This is a genomic window from Burkholderia sp. AU6039 (assembly GCF_002223365.1).
In the GTDB taxonomy this organism is placed as follows: Bacteria; Pseudomonadota; Gammaproteobacteria; order Burkholderiales; family Burkholderiaceae; genus Burkholderia.
On sequence record NZ_NKFK01000007.1, the window covers coordinates 507,503 to 524,479 of the forward strand.

Annotated in this window: 15 protein-coding genes; 8 read left to right on the forward strand and 7 right to left on the reverse strand. The window is 66.6% G+C overall.

Features of this window, described 5'->3' with window-relative positions; all coding sequences use genetic code 11:
- Positions 1 to 39: 39 nt before the first annotated feature.
- Complete coding sequence (locus tag CFB39_RS34515) at positions 40 to 702, reverse strand: glutathione S-transferase family protein (RefSeq protein ID WP_089476324.1); 663 nt, start codon at positions 700 to 702, stop codon at positions 40 to 42.
- A gap of 123 nt (positions 703 to 825) precedes the next feature.
- Here CFB39_RS34515 and CFB39_RS34520 point away from each other — a divergent pair, with 123 nt between their 5' ends.
- Positions 826 to 1,806 (forward strand): YafY family protein, encoded by a 981-nt coding sequence (locus CFB39_RS34520; protein ID WP_089476535.1) that lies wholly within the window; start codon positions 826 to 828, stop codon positions 1,804 to 1,806.
- Positions 1,807 to 2,135: 329 nt separating this feature from the next.
- On the forward strand, positions 2,136 to 2,843 hold the full coding sequence (locus CFB39_RS34525; RefSeq protein ID WP_089476325.1) for an Imm50 family immunity protein: 708 nt from the start codon (positions 2,136 to 2,138) through the stop codon (positions 2,841 to 2,843).
- A gap of 17 nt (positions 2,844 to 2,860) precedes the next feature.
- Here CFB39_RS34525 and CFB39_RS34530 read toward each other — a convergent pair whose 3' ends face one another.
- Positions 2,861 to 3,505 carry an HD domain-containing protein gene (locus tag CFB39_RS34530; protein ID WP_089476326.1) on the reverse strand — a complete coding sequence of 215 codons (645 nt, stop codon included), beginning with the start codon at positions 3,503 to 3,505 and terminating at the stop codon, positions 2,861 to 2,863.
- A 168-nt stretch (positions 3,506 to 3,673) separates the two neighbouring features.
- Between CFB39_RS34530 and CFB39_RS34535 the strand changes: the two genes are divergently transcribed.
- Positions 3,674 to 4,081: a DUF3224 domain-containing protein gene (locus CFB39_RS34535; protein WP_089476327.1), complete on the forward strand. Its 408-nt coding sequence runs from the start codon at positions 3,674 to 3,676 to the stop codon at positions 4,079 to 4,081.
- Positions 4,082 to 4,286: 205 nt separating this feature from the next.
- Here CFB39_RS34535 and CFB39_RS34545 read toward each other — a convergent pair whose 3' ends face one another.
- The gene (locus tag CFB39_RS34545; protein ID WP_089476329.1) at positions 4,287 to 5,525 is read right to left on the reverse strand and encodes an SfnB family sulfur acquisition oxidoreductase; all 1,239 of its coding nucleotides are present in this window, start codon (positions 5,523 to 5,525) and stop codon (positions 4,287 to 4,289) included.
- Between the two features lie 292 nt (positions 5,526 to 5,817).
- On the opposite strand from CFB39_RS34545, the gene CFB39_RS34550 reads away from it, so the two are divergent.
- Both CFB39_RS34550 and CFB39_RS34555 read left to right on the forward strand, forming a co-directional pair.
- Positions 5,818 to 7,095 (forward strand): acyl-CoA dehydrogenase family protein, encoded by a 1,278-nt coding sequence (locus CFB39_RS34550; RefSeq protein ID WP_089476330.1) that lies wholly within the window; start codon positions 5,818 to 5,820, stop codon positions 7,093 to 7,095.
- Positions 7,092 to 8,486, forward strand: a complete 1,395-nt coding sequence (locus CFB39_RS34555; protein WP_089476331.1) for an LLM class flavin-dependent oxidoreductase — start codon at positions 7,092 to 7,094, stop codon at positions 8,484 to 8,486. Before CFB39_RS34550 ends, CFB39_RS34555 begins: the two co-directional genes overlap by 4 nt.
- Before the next feature lie 262 nt (positions 8,487 to 8,748).
- Here CFB39_RS34555 and CFB39_RS34560 read toward each other — a convergent pair whose 3' ends face one another.
- Positions 8,749 to 10,176, reverse strand: a complete 1,428-nt coding sequence (locus tag CFB39_RS34560) for an MFS transporter (RefSeq protein ID WP_089476332.1) — start codon at positions 10,174 to 10,176, stop codon at positions 8,749 to 8,751.
- A 347-nt stretch (positions 10,177 to 10,523) separates the two neighbouring features.
- Here CFB39_RS34560 and CFB39_RS34565 point away from each other — a divergent pair, with 347 nt between their 5' ends.
- Genes CFB39_RS34565 through CFB39_RS34575 form a run of 3 tightly spaced genes read left to right on the forward strand, consistent with a single transcriptional unit; the run spans position 10,524 to position 13,200 of the window.
- A complete protein-coding gene (locus tag CFB39_RS34565) occupies positions 10,524 to 11,516 on the forward strand; it encodes an aliphatic sulfonate ABC transporter substrate-binding protein (protein ID WP_089476333.1) in 993 nt (330 codons plus the stop codon).
- Between the two features lie 11 nt (positions 11,517 to 11,527).
- On the forward strand, positions 11,528 to 12,382 hold the full coding sequence (locus CFB39_RS34570) for an ABC transporter permease (protein ID WP_175238964.1): 855 nt from the start codon (positions 11,528 to 11,530) through the stop codon (positions 12,380 to 12,382).
- Positions 12,379 to 13,200, forward strand: coding sequence for an ABC transporter ATP-binding protein (locus tag CFB39_RS34575; RefSeq protein ID WP_089476334.1), 822 nt, complete (start codon positions 12,379 to 12,381; stop codon positions 13,198 to 13,200). Before CFB39_RS34570 ends, CFB39_RS34575 begins: the two co-directional genes overlap by 4 nt.
- Before the next feature lie 196 nt (positions 13,201 to 13,396).
- On the opposite strand, the gene CFB39_RS34580 is transcribed toward CFB39_RS34575, so the two are convergent.
- The 3 genes from CFB39_RS34580 to CFB39_RS34590 all read right to left on the reverse strand — a co-directional run bounded on the left by CFB39_RS34580 (position 13,397) and on the right by CFB39_RS34590 (position 16,747).
- Complete coding sequence (locus CFB39_RS34580; RefSeq protein WP_089429879.1) at positions 13,397 to 13,927, reverse strand: OsmC family protein; 531 nt, start codon at positions 13,925 to 13,927, stop codon at positions 13,397 to 13,399.
- 477 nt (positions 13,928 to 14,404) lie between these two features.
- Entirely contained in the window at positions 14,405 to 15,970 is a 1,566-nt protein-coding gene (locus tag CFB39_RS34585; protein ID WP_089476335.1) for a methyl-accepting chemotaxis protein, read from the reverse strand.
- A 273-nt stretch (positions 15,971 to 16,243) separates the two neighbouring features.
- A complete protein-coding gene (locus tag CFB39_RS34590; protein ID WP_256991524.1) occupies positions 16,244 to 16,747 on the reverse strand; it encodes a VOC family protein in 504 nt (167 codons plus the stop codon).
- Between the last annotated feature and the right edge of the window lie 230 nt (positions 16,748 to 16,977).

The following is a 16,977-nucleotide window of genomic DNA, read 5'->3' on the forward strand; positions in this document are numbered from 1 at the left end:
TGCGGCTGAAGGCCGTCTCCTGCCCGCTCTCGAACGCAGCTAGACGAGCCCGCGAAGAAAATCGGGAACCGCTTCTCCGATCGAGGCAAGATAGCCGGCCATCGCGCCGGCGACCTTGCGCACGGCGGGGCGCGCCGTCATCCGTTCACGCCACGCGAGCAGGCGGGGCGTTTCGTCCGTCATCGGTGCGCCCTTGCGCGCGCCGAACAACTGCGCCATGTAGAACGCGATGTCGGCATAGGAATACGTTCCGGCCAGAAACGCGCGATCCGCCAGCACGTGCTCCATGCGCCGATAGTATTGCGCCGCCGCAGCGCGTGCAGCCTGTGCGGCCGGATCGTCCGGTGTCTCCTCCAGCCCCATCAGCCTGACGACATGCGGAAAATAGATTTCGTCGCTGCAGTGCTCGAGCTGACGCGCGATCGCGCGCGCCGCCGGATGCGCCGGCCATAGCGCGGGATCGGGCTGCAGATCCTCGAGATACTCGAAGATTTGCGTGGAATCGAAGAGTTCCAGATCGCCGTCGATCAGCACCGGCACCTGCCGCTTCGGGTTGATCCGCAACACGTCCGGATGCCAGGGATCGTAGCCGCGACGCTGGCTGAACGGCACCATCACCAGCTCGAAGTCGATGCCCTTCTCGTGCGCGGCAATCTCGACCTTCGCGCCAAACATGCTCAGCGGCCCGGAAATGATCTTCATTGTTTGATCCCTCGTGATGTCATGCTGCGTCACCCGCGTCGATGAAACGGATCGGGAATGCGCGAAAGCATAAGCCCGATAACATGACACCTCATGTCAGGTATTTGAGGTAACGTGTCGTTCATGAAAGCGAGCCGCCTGTTGTCGATCATGATGATGCTGCAAGCGCGCGGCCGGATGACCGCACCGGCGCTCGCCGAAGCATTGGAAGTATCCGAGCGCACGATCCTGCGCGACATCGACCAGCTCTCCACGGCCGGCGTGCCGATCTGGGGCGATCGCGGCCGCAACGGCGGCTTTCAGTTGAGCGACGGTTGGCGTACCGATCTCACCGGGCTCACCGAGCACGAAGCGCACGCGCTGATTCTGGCGGGCCTGCCCGGGCCGGCGAGAGAACTGGGCCTCGACGGCATGGCGACTTCCGCGCGGCTGAAGATGATCGCGAGCCTGCCGCCCGGCTCGCGCGAGCATGCCGATCGCGTCGCCAGCCGGCTGCACGTCGACACCGTCGACTGGTACCGCGCGCAGGAAACGCCGGCATGCCTGCGTGACGTGGCCGATGCAGTGTGGGGTTCGTATCGTATCGACGTGAAATACCAGAGCTGGCGCGGCGTGTCCCGCCGCGAACTCGAACCGCTCGGCCTGGTGCTCAAGGGCGGCGCGTGGTACCTGGTTGCCAGGGTGGTCGGCAAGCCCGGCGCACTCACGTTCCGGCTCGCGAATATCCTCGAACTCGATGCATCGCGCCGCCGCTTCAAACGGCCCGCGCGATTCGACCTCGCGACGCACTGGCGCGACGCGATGAGCCGGTACGAAGCCGACCTCAATCGGCTGACCGCCCATATCGCCGTGTCGCCGCGCGGCGAAACCTGGCTGGCCAACGCGCGGATCAAGGCCGAGCCTGTCGCGCCGGAACAAGGCAGCACGGAGGTGCCGCCGGGATGGACGGCGTTCCTGATGCCGATCGAATCGATCGAGCACGGCGCGCGGAAATTGCTGGGGTTCGGCGCACACGTGAAGATCCTCGGGCCGCAGGCGCTCAAGGATCAGTTCATCAACGAGTTGGCGCAGGTGCAGGCGCTTTATCAGGTCGGTGACGATTGAAGCATCGCGTTGCGCGCCGACGTGGTCGCCGCGATTCGAAACAATGGAGCCGTTGAGTCTTCGTCAAGTTTGACGTCGGGCTTTTCAAGGTGGTACTGCCGGCCACGCCGGTCGATCATCGCGCTTCCCCTCAACCCCGACCTGTTCCGCCACCGGCCCTCGATGGACGATTGACAGCCGCCGGCAGAGCGCCGACAGTTCCGGCATCGCCGCTCGATCGTGCGGGCCGGCATACCGGGGATCGGCCACCGCGAGCGCAAGCGCACGTGCCGCGCCTGTCGCAAGCAAGGCGCCCATGGACTGCTAGCCAACCATACCGAGAGAACAGCATGCCGCTTCAGTCGAACTACCCCAACACGCTCCACTACGTTCGGCAGAATGCGCGCCGGCTGACCTATGACATCGGCTACTACCTGAGCCCGCACAGCGACGGAGCGATCACCGTCGGCTACGAGATCGTGCAGGCGGCGCACCACGGCCGCATCGGCTGCGCGGCGACCACGCTCGATTTCCGGGGCTCGCTCGAAGAAGCGGAACGGTATCTGGTCAAGCAGCTCGAAGCGATGGTCGAGGACTTGCCCGAGTCGTGGGAATCGGATCAATACAGAAACCGCAAGGAGACGGACGAGAGCGCGGTCGAGCATGCGTGGCTGATACGCAGCGTCTATGGCTACTGGCCGAAATTTCATGACGCCGGGGTACTGGCCATCGCACTGCGCCGGGTCAACGTGAACGGTGGATGGCAAACGGATATGGAACTCACGATCCGTCATGCCGGGCAAGACAATCCGGCATGGAAGGGGCCGCAAACGCCTTGTCGGATTACGTTCCTGTTCGAGGACGTAGAGGGAACCGAGTTCGCGACGGAAAATGTCGCGCTCCCGTCGTGGATTTACGATCTGCGGTTTTCTCATTGCGACGATGGCCGCATCCAGATCGACCTGTATCCGTCGACCGGCTTCGGGATCCTGCTCTACTGTCGTGCCGCGACCGTCATCCGCATCGAGCCCTGCGCTGCAGACGACGTCGGCACCTGAAAGCCACATCGGCACAGTCAGATTTCGTCGGAGAACTCGTCGAGAAAGCGCTGCAATCGATCGCGGCGAACGATCGCCATACGCGTACCGGTGACGGTCTGAAAACCGGTTGAAAGCCTCAGCAGTTTCGTGCGGAAGTGATCGATCGCGAATCGCGTGTCGTCGAGCGCCCGTGCCGATGCGTGCGGATCCGCCGGGTCGTACAACGCGCTGCCCATCCGGCCCGCGACATAAAAGCACCGCGCGACGCCCACCATGCCGATCGCATCGAGCCGGTCGGCGTCCTGCAGCACCTTGGCTTCGATCGTCTTCGGCGCGACACCGGCCGAAAAACTGTGCGCCTCGACCGCGTGTGCAACCGCGTCGATCTTCGCATCCGGCCAGTCCAGCGACTTCAGCACCTGCCGGGCCTTTTCCGCCGACAGCCGCGATGCCTGCGCGCGAAGTGGCGAATCCTTCTCCACCGCCACGCAGTCGTGCAGCAGCGTCGCCGCCAACAGCACCTCCGCGTCGCCACCCTCCTGCGCGTGGATCGCAGCCGCGTTCTTCCACACGCGTTGCAGATGCGACGTGTCGTGCGAGCCGTCGCCATTGGCATCCCGCCAGTGCGCCAGCAACGCGTTGGCCAGATCCTGAAAGGGTGTGAACGCTGGGAAAGTCATCGGGGAAAGCGGTCGAGATCGGGACGCCGATTATCGCCGCAAGCGCCGCGCGGCATACGATCCGCAATCCGATCCGCCCTTGATTCCGGTATATCAAGCGAACTACAACCTCCAGCAGAACCCGGTTGGCTTATAGTGCGGGTTGCCAATTCGACGAGGAGTGCTGCAATGACACTGCTGGCCAATGGTCCGTTTGAAGTGAAGCTGAATCCGGAATCCCTGAGTGCCGTCGCGGAACAGACCGGGCTCGGCCGCATGTCGCTGGACAAGCAGTATCACGGCGACCTGGAAGCCGTCAGCCAGGGAGAGATGCTAGCGTTTCGAAGCAGCATCCCGGGCTCCGCCGGCTATGTGGCAATGGAAACCGTGCAAGGCGCGCTGGGCGGCCGCCACGGCAGTTTCGTCCTGCAGCACAGCTCCACCATGGCTCGCGGGCAGCCGCAGCAGTCGATCATCGTCGTGCCCGATTCCGGCACGGGAGAATTGCTGGGGCTCGCCGGCTCGATGATCATCACCATCGACAACGGCCTGCATTCGTACCGCTTCGACTACACGTTGCCGGAATCGCCTCGGTAAGCCGGCTCATGCAGCCGATACGGCTGCTTCGTGTGGTCGCCGCGCCGGGGCAATGACGCCCTCCATGCAGCATTCATCTGCCCGATACCCGGCAATTGCGCTTCGACGAACGCATTGCCGGTTTCGCACGTGAACACGCGGATGCGTTCGACCGCGATGACGCACTCATCCGTCACCGAGCCATGACACCACGATCGCCACGCGTTCAATTCCACGCATGGCGCGCCGGTCGCACGCCGTTCAGGTAGTAGTTGCCGACGAGGTGATATTTCCAGCGCACCGGATCGTGCAGCGTATGCGTGCGTGCATTGCGCCAGTGCCGGTCGAGGTTGTGCTCGGCCAGCGTCGACTGCGTCCCCGCCAGCTCGAACAGCTTCTCGCCCGCCAGCAGCGCGATTTCCGTCGTCAGCACCTTCGCCTCGCCCACCGCCACCGATGCGCGTGCGACGTCGTCCTCGGTCACGTCGCCGCGCGCCGCGATCTCGTCGAGCGTACGCGCCGCGCGCTCGAGCAGCGCCTCCGCCGCATGCAGCTGGATGTGCAGATGGCCGACCTCGCGAATCGTCAACGGATCGTCGGCCGCCCGCTCGACGCCGCTGTCGACCCACGGCCGCGTGCGCGAGCGCACGAACGCCAGCGTATCGTCGAGCGCGGCCTTTGCGATGCCCGCGTCGATCGCGGCCTGGATGATCTGCGACAGCGGGCCGTTCAGCGTCGGCAGATCCGACACGCGCTGCGCCGGCAGCACGTGCGACGCCGGCACGCGCACGTTGTCGAGCACGACGGTGCCGCTCGCGGTGGTCCGTTGCCCGAACCCCGACCAGTCGTCGATCACGGTCAGCCCCGGCGCGGGCTGGCGAATGTATGCGAGCCACGCGTGGCCCGTGTCGTCGAGGCCGAGCACCGGCACGTAATGCGCGAACAGCGCGCCGGTCGAATAGAACTTGGTGCCGTCGACGACGTAATCGTCGCCGTCCCGCCGCACGCGCGTCTTCAGGTCGAGCACGTGCTTCGTGCCTTTCTCCGAAAAGCCGTTGCCGAACCGCTTGCCGCTCAGCACTTCCGAGAACAGGTGGCGCTTCTGCGCGTCGGTGCCGGTCAGCGCGATCACGTCGACCAGCCCGAAATGATTCTGCGGCAACTGCCCGAGCGACGGATCGGCCGCCGCGACGATCTTCACCACCTCGGTCAGCGTCACGTGCGACACGCCCGCGCCGCCGTACGCCTTCGGCACGGTGATGGCCCACAGCCCCGACTGCGAGAACCATTCGATCTCGTCACGCGGCAGCCGGCGCTCCCGGTCGCGCTCGGCCGCGCCTTCCGCGAGCCGCTGCGCAAGCGCGTGCGCGGCCGCGATGGCCTGCGCGTCGTCGGCGATCACGCGGGCCGCTTGCGGTTGCGGATCGGCCGGCCGTTCCTGGATCGTGGCGCTCGTCTCTGACATCGGGCTCTCCTGCTGATTGACGGAAACATTCAATCTAGCAGCACGCCGTACGCCGGCAAACCGAGCGATTCGCACAACGATATTCCTTCGCATGACAAACGATGCAGCGCGCGGCCCGCAATGAACCGCGCGTCAGCGACGATATCGACGCCCCGGCATCGACGCCACGCCGCCTCGCCCGCGTAATGCCCGGTGACGATAACGATGTACGAATCCGTTATTGGATCGTCAGCAGCGTGCTTCCTATACTGGCCTGCCGGCATCGACGGCCCCGCCTTTCAAGGACCTCCGCATGACTTCTTCTCCCGCAGCAACCGAACTTTCCACCGGCACTGACTATGACGCGCTTGCCAGCCGCTTCAGGCCGATCTTCGAACGCATCGCGGCCGGCACCGCGGAACGCGAACGGCGCCGCGAGCTGCCGCACGAGGCGATCGGCTGGCTGAAGGCCGCAGGCTTCGGCGCCGTGCGGCTGCCGGTGCGCGATGGCGGTGCCGGCGCGTCGCTGCCGCAGCTGTTCCGGCTGCTGACCGAGCTCGCTACCGCCGATTCCAATCTGCCGCAGGCATTGCGCGGGCACTTCGCGTTCGTCGAGGACTGGCTGAACGCGCCGCCCGGCGCCGATCGCCAGACCTGGTTCGACCGCTTCGCGAGCGGCCAGCTCGTCGGCAATGCATGGACGGAAACCGGCGACGTGGCGCTCGGCCAGACCATCACGAAGGTATCCGAAAAGAATGGCCGGCTCGTGCTGAACGGCCGGAAGTTCTACAGCACCGGCAGCCTGTTCGCCGACTGGATCGACGTGTTCGCGCAGCGCGCGGACGACGGCCGTGACGTGATCGTCGCCGTCTCGACCGCGCAACCCGGCGTGATTCGCGAAGACGACTGGGACGGCTTCGGCCAGACGACGACCGGCAGCGGCACCACGCGCTTCGAGGACGCGACGGTCGACGCGCGGGACGTGATCGACTTCGCGCGCCGCTTCAAGTACCAGACGGCGTTCTACCAGCTCTTCCACGTCGCGACGCTGGCCGGCATCGGCCACGCGATCGTGCGCGACGCGGGCGACCTGGTGCGCCGCCGCACCCGTGTGTACAGCCACGGCAACGCCCCGCGCGCGGCCGACGACGCGCAGCTGCAGCAGGTGATCGGCGAGATCGCGTCGTGGGCCTATGCGGCCGACGCGCTCGCGCTGCGCGCCGCGCAGCCGCTGCAACGGGCCTACGAGGCGCACTTCGGCGGCGACGAGGCGGCCGAGCACGATGCGAACGTCGCGGCCGAGATCGAATCCGCGCAAAGTCAGCTCGTCGTGTCGGACCTCGTGCTGCGCGCGGCGACGCGCCTGTTCGACGCGCTCGGCGCGTCGGCGACCCGCAGCACGACGGCGCTCGATCGTCACTGGCGCAACGCGCGCACCGTGTCGTCGCACAATCCGCTCGTCTACAAGGCGCGGATCGTCGGCGACTGGGTCATCAACGGGCGCACGCCGCCGTTCGTCTGGCAGATCGGCAACGGCCCGGGTGCGAGTTCAAACACGAGCACGCACGCAGAAACAGGAGCCGCCCAATGAGCAAGACCATCCGCTTCAATGCCTTCGAGATGAACTGCGTCGGCCATCAGTCGCCCGGGCTGTGGGCCCATCCGCGCGACCGGTCGTGGCAATACAAGGATCTCGACTACTGGACCGACCTCGCGCGCGTGCTCGAACGCGGGATTTTCGATGCGATCTTCATCGCGGACGTGATCGGCTACTACGACGTCTACAAGGGCAGCAATTACCACGCGCTGCACCAGGCCGCGCAGATCCCCGTCAACGATCCGCTGCAGCTCGCCGCGCCGATCGCGATGGCGACCGAGCATCTCGGCATCGGCATCACCGCATCGACGACGTTCGAGCACCCGTACACGTTCGCACGCCGGCTGTCGACGGCGGACCATCACACGAAGGGCCGGCTCGCGTGGAACATCGTCACGTCCTACCTCGAAAGCGGCGCGAAGAACGTCGGCGATCACGGCCTGCGCACGCACGACGACCGCTATGCGGTCGCGGCCGAATACGTCGAGGTGCTGTACAAGCTGTTCGAGGGCAGCTGGGAAGACGGCGCGGTCGTGCGCGATCGCGACGGCCGCGTGTTCACGCATCCGGAGAAGGTGCACGAGATCGGCCACAAGGGCCGTTTCTTCGACGTGCCCGGCTACCACCTGTGCGAGCCGTCGCCGCAGCGCACGCCTGTGCTGTTCCAGGCCGGCGCGTCCGGTCCCGGCAAGGCGTTCGCCGCGCAGCACGCGGAATGCGTGTTCGTCGCCGCGCCGACCCGCCCGCAGCTCGCGCGCTACGTGGCCGACGTGCGCGCGCAGGCCACGGCCGCCGGGCGCGACGCGAGCAAGGTCCTGATCTACAACCTCGTCACCGTGATCGTCGACGAAACCGACGAGAAGGCGCAGGCCAAGTTCGACGAGTATCGCAAGTACGTGTCGTATGACGGCTCGCTGGTGTTCATGTCCGGCTGGACCGGCATCGACTTCGGCCAGTACGCGCCGAACGATCCCGTCCGGCGCGTCGAAACGAATGCGATCGTGTCGGCGGTCGAGCACCTGGCGGGCGGTGACACCGCGTGGACGATCGAGGAGCTGGCGGCCTGGGGCGGCATCGGCGGCCTGGGGCCGGTGTTCGTCGGGTCGGCGGAAACCGTCGCGGACATTCTGCAGGAATGGGTCGCCGCCACCGACGTGGACGGCTTCAACCTCGCGTATGCGGTGGCGCACGAAACCTTCGAGGACGTCGTGCGTTATCTCGTGCCCGAATTGCAGCGGCGTGGCGTGTATCCGACCGGCTATGCGCCGGGCACGCTGCGCGAGAAACTGTTCGGCGGGTCGGCGCGGTTGCCGGACGAGCATCCGGCCGCGCAGTATCGCGACATCGAGCAGGTCAAGCGCGATGCCGAGCGGGTGGCCGCCTGAGCGTGACGACCATTCGGCGGCTGGTCGACCTGCTGTGTGCGGGCCGGCCGGCTTCACGATGAGCAACAACTGGTGCGTCGGGCCACCACGCGCCCGGCACGCCATCACCTGATCACCCCTCTCCCCTCATTCGACACCCGATGCGGGCTGTGCTTCCGCGCTCGTCCATCGAGCGGGCGAAACGTGCGGCTGCGGCAACCCACGACGACGCGCGCACCCACCGTGCGCGCGTTTCCCTGAGGAAGACTAACCTCGACCGCGTTCAAACACCGCCGTCATCATCGATATCACGCGCCGTCGGCTCATAACGCACGATCAACAGGAACACGATCGGCGTGGCGGCGCTGATCGCGACGACCCAGAACATGTCCGTGCCGAGCCGCGCCTGCAGGATCGGCAGCACGAACAGCGCGAGCGCCTGGCCGTTGCCGCACAGCGAACGCCCGAAGCCGACGCCGGTGCCGCGGATCGCCGCCGGATACGACAGCGTCGGATAGATCATCATCTGCGCGCCGGGCCCGAACCCTTCCGCGAACAGCCAGGTGCCGAGCATCAACAGCACGAAGCCGATCGCGAGCGCGCCATGCGGATGCCCTGCCAGCGCGAGCGCCACGAGCGCGACGAACTGCAGCGCGAAGCCCGCGATCGCGACATGCCGCGACGCATGGCGATGGGCAAGGCGCATGCCCAGCAAGCCGCCGGTGAATGCAAACAGCACGTTCAGCGCCAGCGAAGCCGCGATCGTTTCGAACACGCCCGCGCCGAGAAACTGCGACAGGATCGACGGCAGGAAGAACGCGATCGCCGTGTATTCGAACGGGATGCACAGGTTCATCACGCTGGCGACGATCGTGCGCCCCAGGTATGGGCGCTGGAACAGCACGCGAATACGCACGGGCGGCTGGCTCGGCGCGCGTCGGGCGTCCTCTGCTTCGTGCGCATGAATCCCATACGACTCGCGCAGAATCCGCGCGGCGTTGGCCAGGTCACCCTGGTTCGCAGCCCACAGCGGCGACTCGTTCATGAACCGGTTCCGGAACAGAATGATGACGAGCGCCGGCACCGCACCGAAGATCAGCGATGCACGCCACAGCCATCCCGCATGCTCGGCGGGCAACAGGAAATACAGCCCGAAGATCAGCAGGAAGCAGGCCGACGACGCCACGTACCACATCGGGCACCACGCCGCGAGCCGCGACGCCTTGTTGCCGCGGCCGTTGAACTTCGAGAATTCCGCGAGAAACGCCATCGCGACCGGCAGGTCGATGCCGACCCCGAGCCCCATCACGAAGCGCGCGCCGATCAGCACCCAGACGTTCGGCGCCAGCCCGGCCGCGATTGCCGCGACCACGAAAAACAGCATGTCGGCCATGAACACCTGGTAGCGGCCGATCTTGTCGGTCAGCCATCCGCCGATCAGGCTGCCGAAGATCGTGCCGATCATGATCGCCGACCCGACCAGCCCGGTCAGCGCGGGTGTCAGGCCGAACTCGCGCGCCACGTCGTCGATCCCGTAGGACAGCGTCGTCAGGTCGTACGCATCGAGAAACACGCCGCCCAGCGCCAGCAGCACGATCATCCGGGCATGGCTGACCGAGCTGTCCACCGTGTTGATCAGGCGCGCGACGTCGCTTGCCGAGCGAATGGGCGAGGAAACCGGTGTAACGGCGTTCAGATCGATCGAACTCATCGCATTCCTTAGTTTTTCGCCGAATGATCGGCGATGTCCGCATGGAGCCGGAAGTCGGGCATATTCATTCGCGATCGACAGCGACCATGCGCGGCCAGACGCCGCTCGACACGCGACGCCATCACGTTCCGGCAGCACGCATTCTGTTCTCCCGGTTCCGTTATCCCAAGCGATATAAATCGATAAATTAATCGGCCCGCGTCATAAAGTTGCTCGTCATCCACGCTTAGCAGCAGCGTGCATGTTCAATCGCGAATTGCTTCGTTCACGGCGCGCCGATGCTTCGTTACATTGTCCGGTCACCCTGCCTGTTCGCGGCATCTTGCCGCCCTTCCGGAGAATCCCCGATGAAGCTGTCCTGGTCCCGCGCGTGGCAATCCGCGGCCCTCGTCGTTGCCGCGTTCGCCAGCCTCGTTTCGGTGCATGCACGCGCCGCGACGCCCGCGGAGATCCGCGTCGACTACGCGTACTACTCACCGGAGAGCCTGGTGATCCGCCACTTCGGCTGGCTCGAAGACGAATTCAAGGCCGACCGCACGTCGATTCGCTGGGTGCTGAGCCTCGGCAGCAATCGTGCGCTCGAATACCTGAACAGCGGTGCGGTCGATTTCGGGTCCGCCGCGGGCCTCGCGTCGGTGCTCGCGCGCGCGAACGGCAACCCGATTCATACGGTCTACGTGTTCTCCCGACCCGAGTGGACCGCGCTGGTGGTCCGCAAGGATTCGCCGATCCGCTCGCTCGCCGACCTGAAGGGCAAGAAAATCGCTGCGACGCGCGGCACCGATCCGTTCCTGTTCACGCTACGCGCGCTGCACACGGTCGGCCTGACCCGAGACGACGTCGAAATCGTCAACCTGCAGCATCCGGACGGGCGCACCGCGCTCGCGAACGGCCAGGTCGATGCGTGGGCCGGCCTCGATCCGCACATGGCCGCGGCACAGCTCGACGACGGCGCGCGCCTGCTCTATCGCAATGTCACGTTCAACACCTATGGTTTCCTGAACGTCCGCGACGCGTTCGCCAGCCAGTACCCGCAGGCGGTCACGCGCGTGCTGAAGGTCTACGATCGCGCGCGCCAGTGGATCGTCGCGCATCCGGCCGACACCGCGCAGATCGTCGCCGACGAATCGAAGGTGTCGCTGCCGGTGGCGAAACTGCAGCTGCAGCGCAACGACTTCAGCGATCCCGTTCCGGGCGACACCCAGCGCGCGGCGCTGAAGGCCGCCGCCCCCGTATTGACGGCCGAACAGCTGACCAAGCCCGGCGTCGATCCCGCGAAGATCGTCGATACGCTGATCGATCCGTCGTTCGCACGGCCGGTCGTCGACGCATCGCGCTGAGGCTGCCGCCCATGACCGACACCGCCGCCCGCGACGACACGCTCGCGCCCCGCCGCCCCGCTTCGCCAGCCGCCGGCGGGCGCGATCCGCTTCGCCGATGGCGGATCGCGGGCCTCGCGCTGCCGTTCGCGGCGCTCGCGTTGCTGGAGGTCGTCGTGCGGCAGGGCTGGCTGCCGAATCATCTCGTCCCGGCGCCGAGCGAGATTCTCGACACGCTCGCCCGCCTCGGCGTCACGCGCGTGGCGCGTCATGTCGGCGCGAGTACGCTGCGGGTCGCGGCGGGGTTTGCGGCGGGCGCCGGACTCGCGCTCGTCGTTGGCGCGGCGATGGGCCTGAGCCGCCGGATCGACGCGCTGTTCGAACCGACATTCCAGGCGCTGCGCGCGATTCCGTCGCTCGCATGGGTGCCGGTGTTGCTGCTGTGGCTCGGCATCGACGAAGCACCGAAGATCACGCTGATCGCCATCGGCGCGTTCTTCCCGGTCCACCTCGCGGTGGTCGCCGGCATACGCGACGTCGACCGCAAGCTCGTCGAACTCGGCGCGGTGTACCGGCTCGGCCCGTTCGCGCTGTTCCGCCGCATCCTGCTGCCGGCCGCGCTGCCGCAGATCGTCACCGGCTTGCGCACCGGCCTCAGCCTCGCGTGGATGTTCATGGTCGCCGCGGAACTGATCGCGGCCACGCGCGGGCTCGGCTTCCTGTTGAGCGACGGCCGCGAAACCGGGCGCCCCGATCTCGTGTTCGGGGCGATCCTGCTGCTGGCGTTGCTCGGCAAGCTGACCGACGGCGCGATGGCGCGCATCGAGTCGCGCTGGCTCGGCTGGCGCGATGCATTCGACCCCACGCCCCGTAAGAGGTCGCAATGAGCACACGTTCTTCGGCACACACGGCGGCGCGCACCGCGACACCGCTGCTCGACGTGCGCATCACCCGCAAGCTTTACGGCGATCGCACGATCCTCGCCGATGTCCCGCTGCAGGTCGCGCGCGGCGAGATCGTCTGCGTGGTCGGCCCGAGCGGTTGCGGCAAGAGCACGCTGCTGCGGATCGTCGCCGGCCTCGACACCGATTACCGCGGCAGCGTGAAGCTGGGCGGCGTCGCGCTCGACGGCCCGTCCCCGCGCGCCGGCGTGATCTTCCAGGAGCCGCGGCTGCTGCCGTGGCTATCGATCGCGGACAACGTCGGCTTTGCGGCCGGCCCGCGCGGCGGGCGCGAGCCGGCCGTCGCACGGCTGCTCGACGAAGTCGGCCTGGCCGGGGTCGCGCGGCAACTGCCGGCCACGTTGTCGGGGGGAATGGCGCAGCGTGCGGCGATCGCGCGCGGGCTGTTCGGCGAGCCCGACCTGCTGCTGCTCGACGAACCGTTCAGCGCGGTCGATGCGATCACCCGGATGCGGTTGCAGACGCTGCTGCTCGATGTCGTCGCGCGGCACCGGACGGCCGCGATCGTCGTCACGCACGATCTGGACGAAGCGCTGTATCTCGGCGATCGCGTGCTGATGCTCGCGCCCAACCCGGGCCGCATCGACGACGAGATCCACGTCGGGGTCGCCCGGCCGCGCGATCGACGCGACCCGACGCAGGCCGTGCTGCGCGCGCGGCTGCTGGACGCATTCCAGCAGCTCCAGGATCGTGCCGACGAGACGACGCGCCGAACGCGCGACCTTCAGGCCTCCGAAGCCTGACTTCGCGCCGGCCGGTTCACGACCGGCGTCGCCCGGCCACGATTCGGCACGCGTTCAGCGCCGGGGCGACGCATCCGTCATCGAATACCGGTGCTGCAGGAATCGCAGCCGTATCGGAGCGCCGCCACGGTGCGCGAGGTGTCGCGCGCCTGCTCACCGCTCAGCGAGGTGACATGCTGCAACCCACCGGCGCACTTCAACCGTGCGTATGCCGCAACTCGCCGTCGATCGTCTGCGGCAGTCTCAGCAGGTTGAAGATCGGGCAGATGGCCTCGACCGCCTGATGCAGTGCCCGGATCGTCTCCGGCGGTTCGGGCGACACGATATCGAGCGTGTAGCGGAGGTTGTGCGGGAACACCGGCACATGCTCGAACCCCGGTTGCTGCGCGAGCGGATGCTGGTCGCCGGTCACCTCGACCTCGATCGAGTCGATTTTCAGGCCGCGCTCCGCGGCCTGGATCAGCGTGATGTGCGTCAGGCAACTGCCGAGCACGCCGAGCTGCAGCTCCGGCGATGCCGGCCCGAGGTTGTAGCCCGCGAAATCGGGTGGGCTGTCGCTGATCACCTGGAAGTCGCGAATGCGGATCTCCCGCACGCCGCTGCGGCCCAGCGCGCGCACGGTCGCTTTCAGCGGGGTCGCCTTGAGTTCGGGATTGCTGCGGGCGGCTTCTTTTTTCGCGAGCCACGCGTCGCGCTTTTGTTCGAGATAGTCGTTCAGTGTCGTCATGTCGGGCCGATACGGTCGCAATGACTGGCCGCGCATACGGCGGTCAATCGAGAGGGAGCTTCATGCTATTCCCTTCGCTGACCGCCACGAAACGATCATTCCAGCAAAGCAATTCGCAGGATGTGATGTCGCATTGCGACACGCGCGCTCGGAAATTTTCGGCTGTCGTTCATCTCCTCGAGTTATCCACAATTTCCGTGCATAACCCTGTGGAGAACGTTGGAGAAATTGTCCGTCCGCCTTGACCGGCAAGGATCGCGGCGACGCCGTGCTGCCTCGCGGCCCCTGAACGCAGACCGCGTCGCATCGCGTTCGGCGATCGGCCGATCGTCGTGCTTCATCGCGCCGGTGCAGGGATCGCGTCGACATCGGCATGTCAGGAAGTCCGCACCAGAAATGTGCCGCTTCGACGCCGGCGCACCGCGTTGGCGGCAAGCCGGCCCGTCGATCCCGCTCCCGGTCGCCCGTCTCGGTGCATCAGGCGAGCGCCTCGTCACGCAGACGGAACTGCGCAACCGCCGCACTCAGTCGCGAGCCCTGTTCGTCGAGCGACAGCGCCGCGGCCGCGGCCTCCTCGACCAGCGCGGCATTGCGCTGCATCGTCTGCTCCATCTGGATGACCGCGGCGTTCACCTGCTCGATGCCCGACGCTTGCTCCTCGAACGCCTGGCCGGTTTCGCTCATGATCATATTGACGCGCTCGACCGCCGCGACGAGCTCGGCCATCGCCGAACCGGCCAGTGCGACGAGGCCGCTGCCGTCCTCGACACGCTGCGCGGAATGGCCGATCAGTTCGCGGATCTCCTTCGCCGCCGACGCGCAGCGCTGCGCGAGCCCGCGCACCTCGGTCGCGACGACGGCGAAGCCACGCCCCTGCTCGCCTGCACGCGCGGCTTCGACGGCAGCGTTCAATGCAAGGATGTTGGTCTGGAATGCGATGCTTTCGATCACGCCGACGATCCCGGAGATCCGCGTGGAACTGAGCGAAATCGCCGACATCGTCTCGACCACGCGCTGCATCGCCTCGCCGCCGCGCGACGCGATGCCGGCCGCGCCTTCGACATAGGTGCGCGCATCGCGCGCGTTGTCCGCGTTCTGGCGCACGGCCGCCGTCAGCTGCTCGACGCTCGCCGCCGCCTGTTGCAGCGAGACGGCCTGCTGCTCGGTGCGCGCCGACAGGTCGACGTTGCCGCTCGCGATCGTGCGGACGTCGCCGACGATCGTCTCCGTGCTCGTGCGCACCTGGTTCACGGTGTCGACGAGGCCGTCCTGCATCCGCTTCAGCGCATGCAGCAGATAGGCCATCTCGTTCTCGCCGGGCACGACGACCGTTCCGGTCAGGTCGCCTGTCGAGATCTTCTCGAACTGGTCGACCGCGAGCTTGATCGGCTCGATGATCGCCTTCGCGAGCACGCGCTGCGCAAGGAAGCCGACGACGAGTGCGAAGGCCGCGACCGCCGCCATCCCCCACACGATCCGGTGGAACTGCACGCCGGCCGCCTCGTAGCGCGCCTTTTCGCGCGCGACCTGGAACGCCTCGAGCGCATCGATCGCCTCCTGGTAGGCGGCGAACAGCTCGGGCGGTGCGGTACGTTGCGTGTCGAGGAAGCCGAAACCGTCGTCGCCGTCGAGTTGCGAGAGCGCCTTCAGGAACACGCGGTCGAGCAACGACCGACGGCGATTCTGCAGCGTGTCGAACAGCGCCTGCTCGTCGGCGTTGCGCGCGTGCAGCCCCGCATAGGCATCCAGTTCGTCGTTGCTCTGCTTGAGGAGCGTGCGGAGTTTCGCGATCTCTTCCTTGCCCGAGCGGCCGGCGCTGATGATCTGCGCGACGTCGCTCATGCGCTCGCGCAGCACGAGCATCCGCTCGGAACTGGTCTTCAGGTGCAGCAGCGACGCGGTGTCGTCGCGGTACATCGCCTCGAGCGAACCGTTGCCCATATAGAGGGCCGCGATGCTCGCGCCGACCACCAGCACGAGCAGCACGGTATAGCCGGCGATGGTCGCGACGAGGCCACCACGGATAGTGAGTTGTTTTCGCATGACGTTCCCTTGCGCGGGCCGGGCGCGGCCAGCGGCGGATGTGGATTCCGGATCACGAAAGACGCGCGCCGTGTCGCAACACGGGGCGCATGGGCTGCGAACGGGTTAACGGCGGCGGGAACGGGGAGGTTTTACCGATACGCGACGTGAATCTTGACGATTGCGACAGGGGCAGGGGTAAAGCGGTACGTGACGAGTGCGCGAAGCCGTGCCGACGATCATCTGGGAGTGAAGAAAGGCATCCTGATCACTTCGACGCACCCGGACGGGTATCTAGCCGCCGTTCGTCAGCCTCGAACGAATCTCGTCCACCGACAGGTCGCGCTGATGCGTCGCGATCTGCCATCGATTCCCCCACGGATCCTGCACCATCGCCCGCCTGTCGCCGTATGGCATGTCGGCGGGGGCTTCGAGCGTGGTCGCACCCGCTGCAAGCGCCCGCCGGTAGGTCAGGTCGGCATCCTCGACATACACGTACAGGAATGCCGGCATCGGCTCACGCAGGCCATCTTCCCCGCTGATCATCAAGACGGAATCACCGATCCTGATTTCCGCGGGCAACCCCGGGCGGTACTCGCCCTGTGCGTGAAATACCGTTCGGATGAATTCGATCAGATTGTGCGGATCCGGCACGACGATCCGGGGCGTGACGGTGTGCCATCCATCGGGCTGGAACCTGGCCATGTCGGGCAGCCTCCGAAGAGATTTCCGACGGGTATTGTGCGCCGGGCGGCCTCTGTCGGCAAAGGGGGCGACGCTGCACTCCGCGGTGTCCACGCCGCCCTCCATTCAGATAGGGACGGATTCGACATGTCCGACGACGCGCGTCCCCTCTTCCTACGACATACATCCGCGCGGCCTCATGTTTAACTCATGCCCAACCGGATCGGGCGCACGCCGAATCCGGGCGGCGCACGCACCTTGAAGGTTCATGAAGCCCGTCAATGCTTCGATGAATTCCGATGTGCTTGACGCACTGCTTGTACACAGCGACGACGAATCGGCTA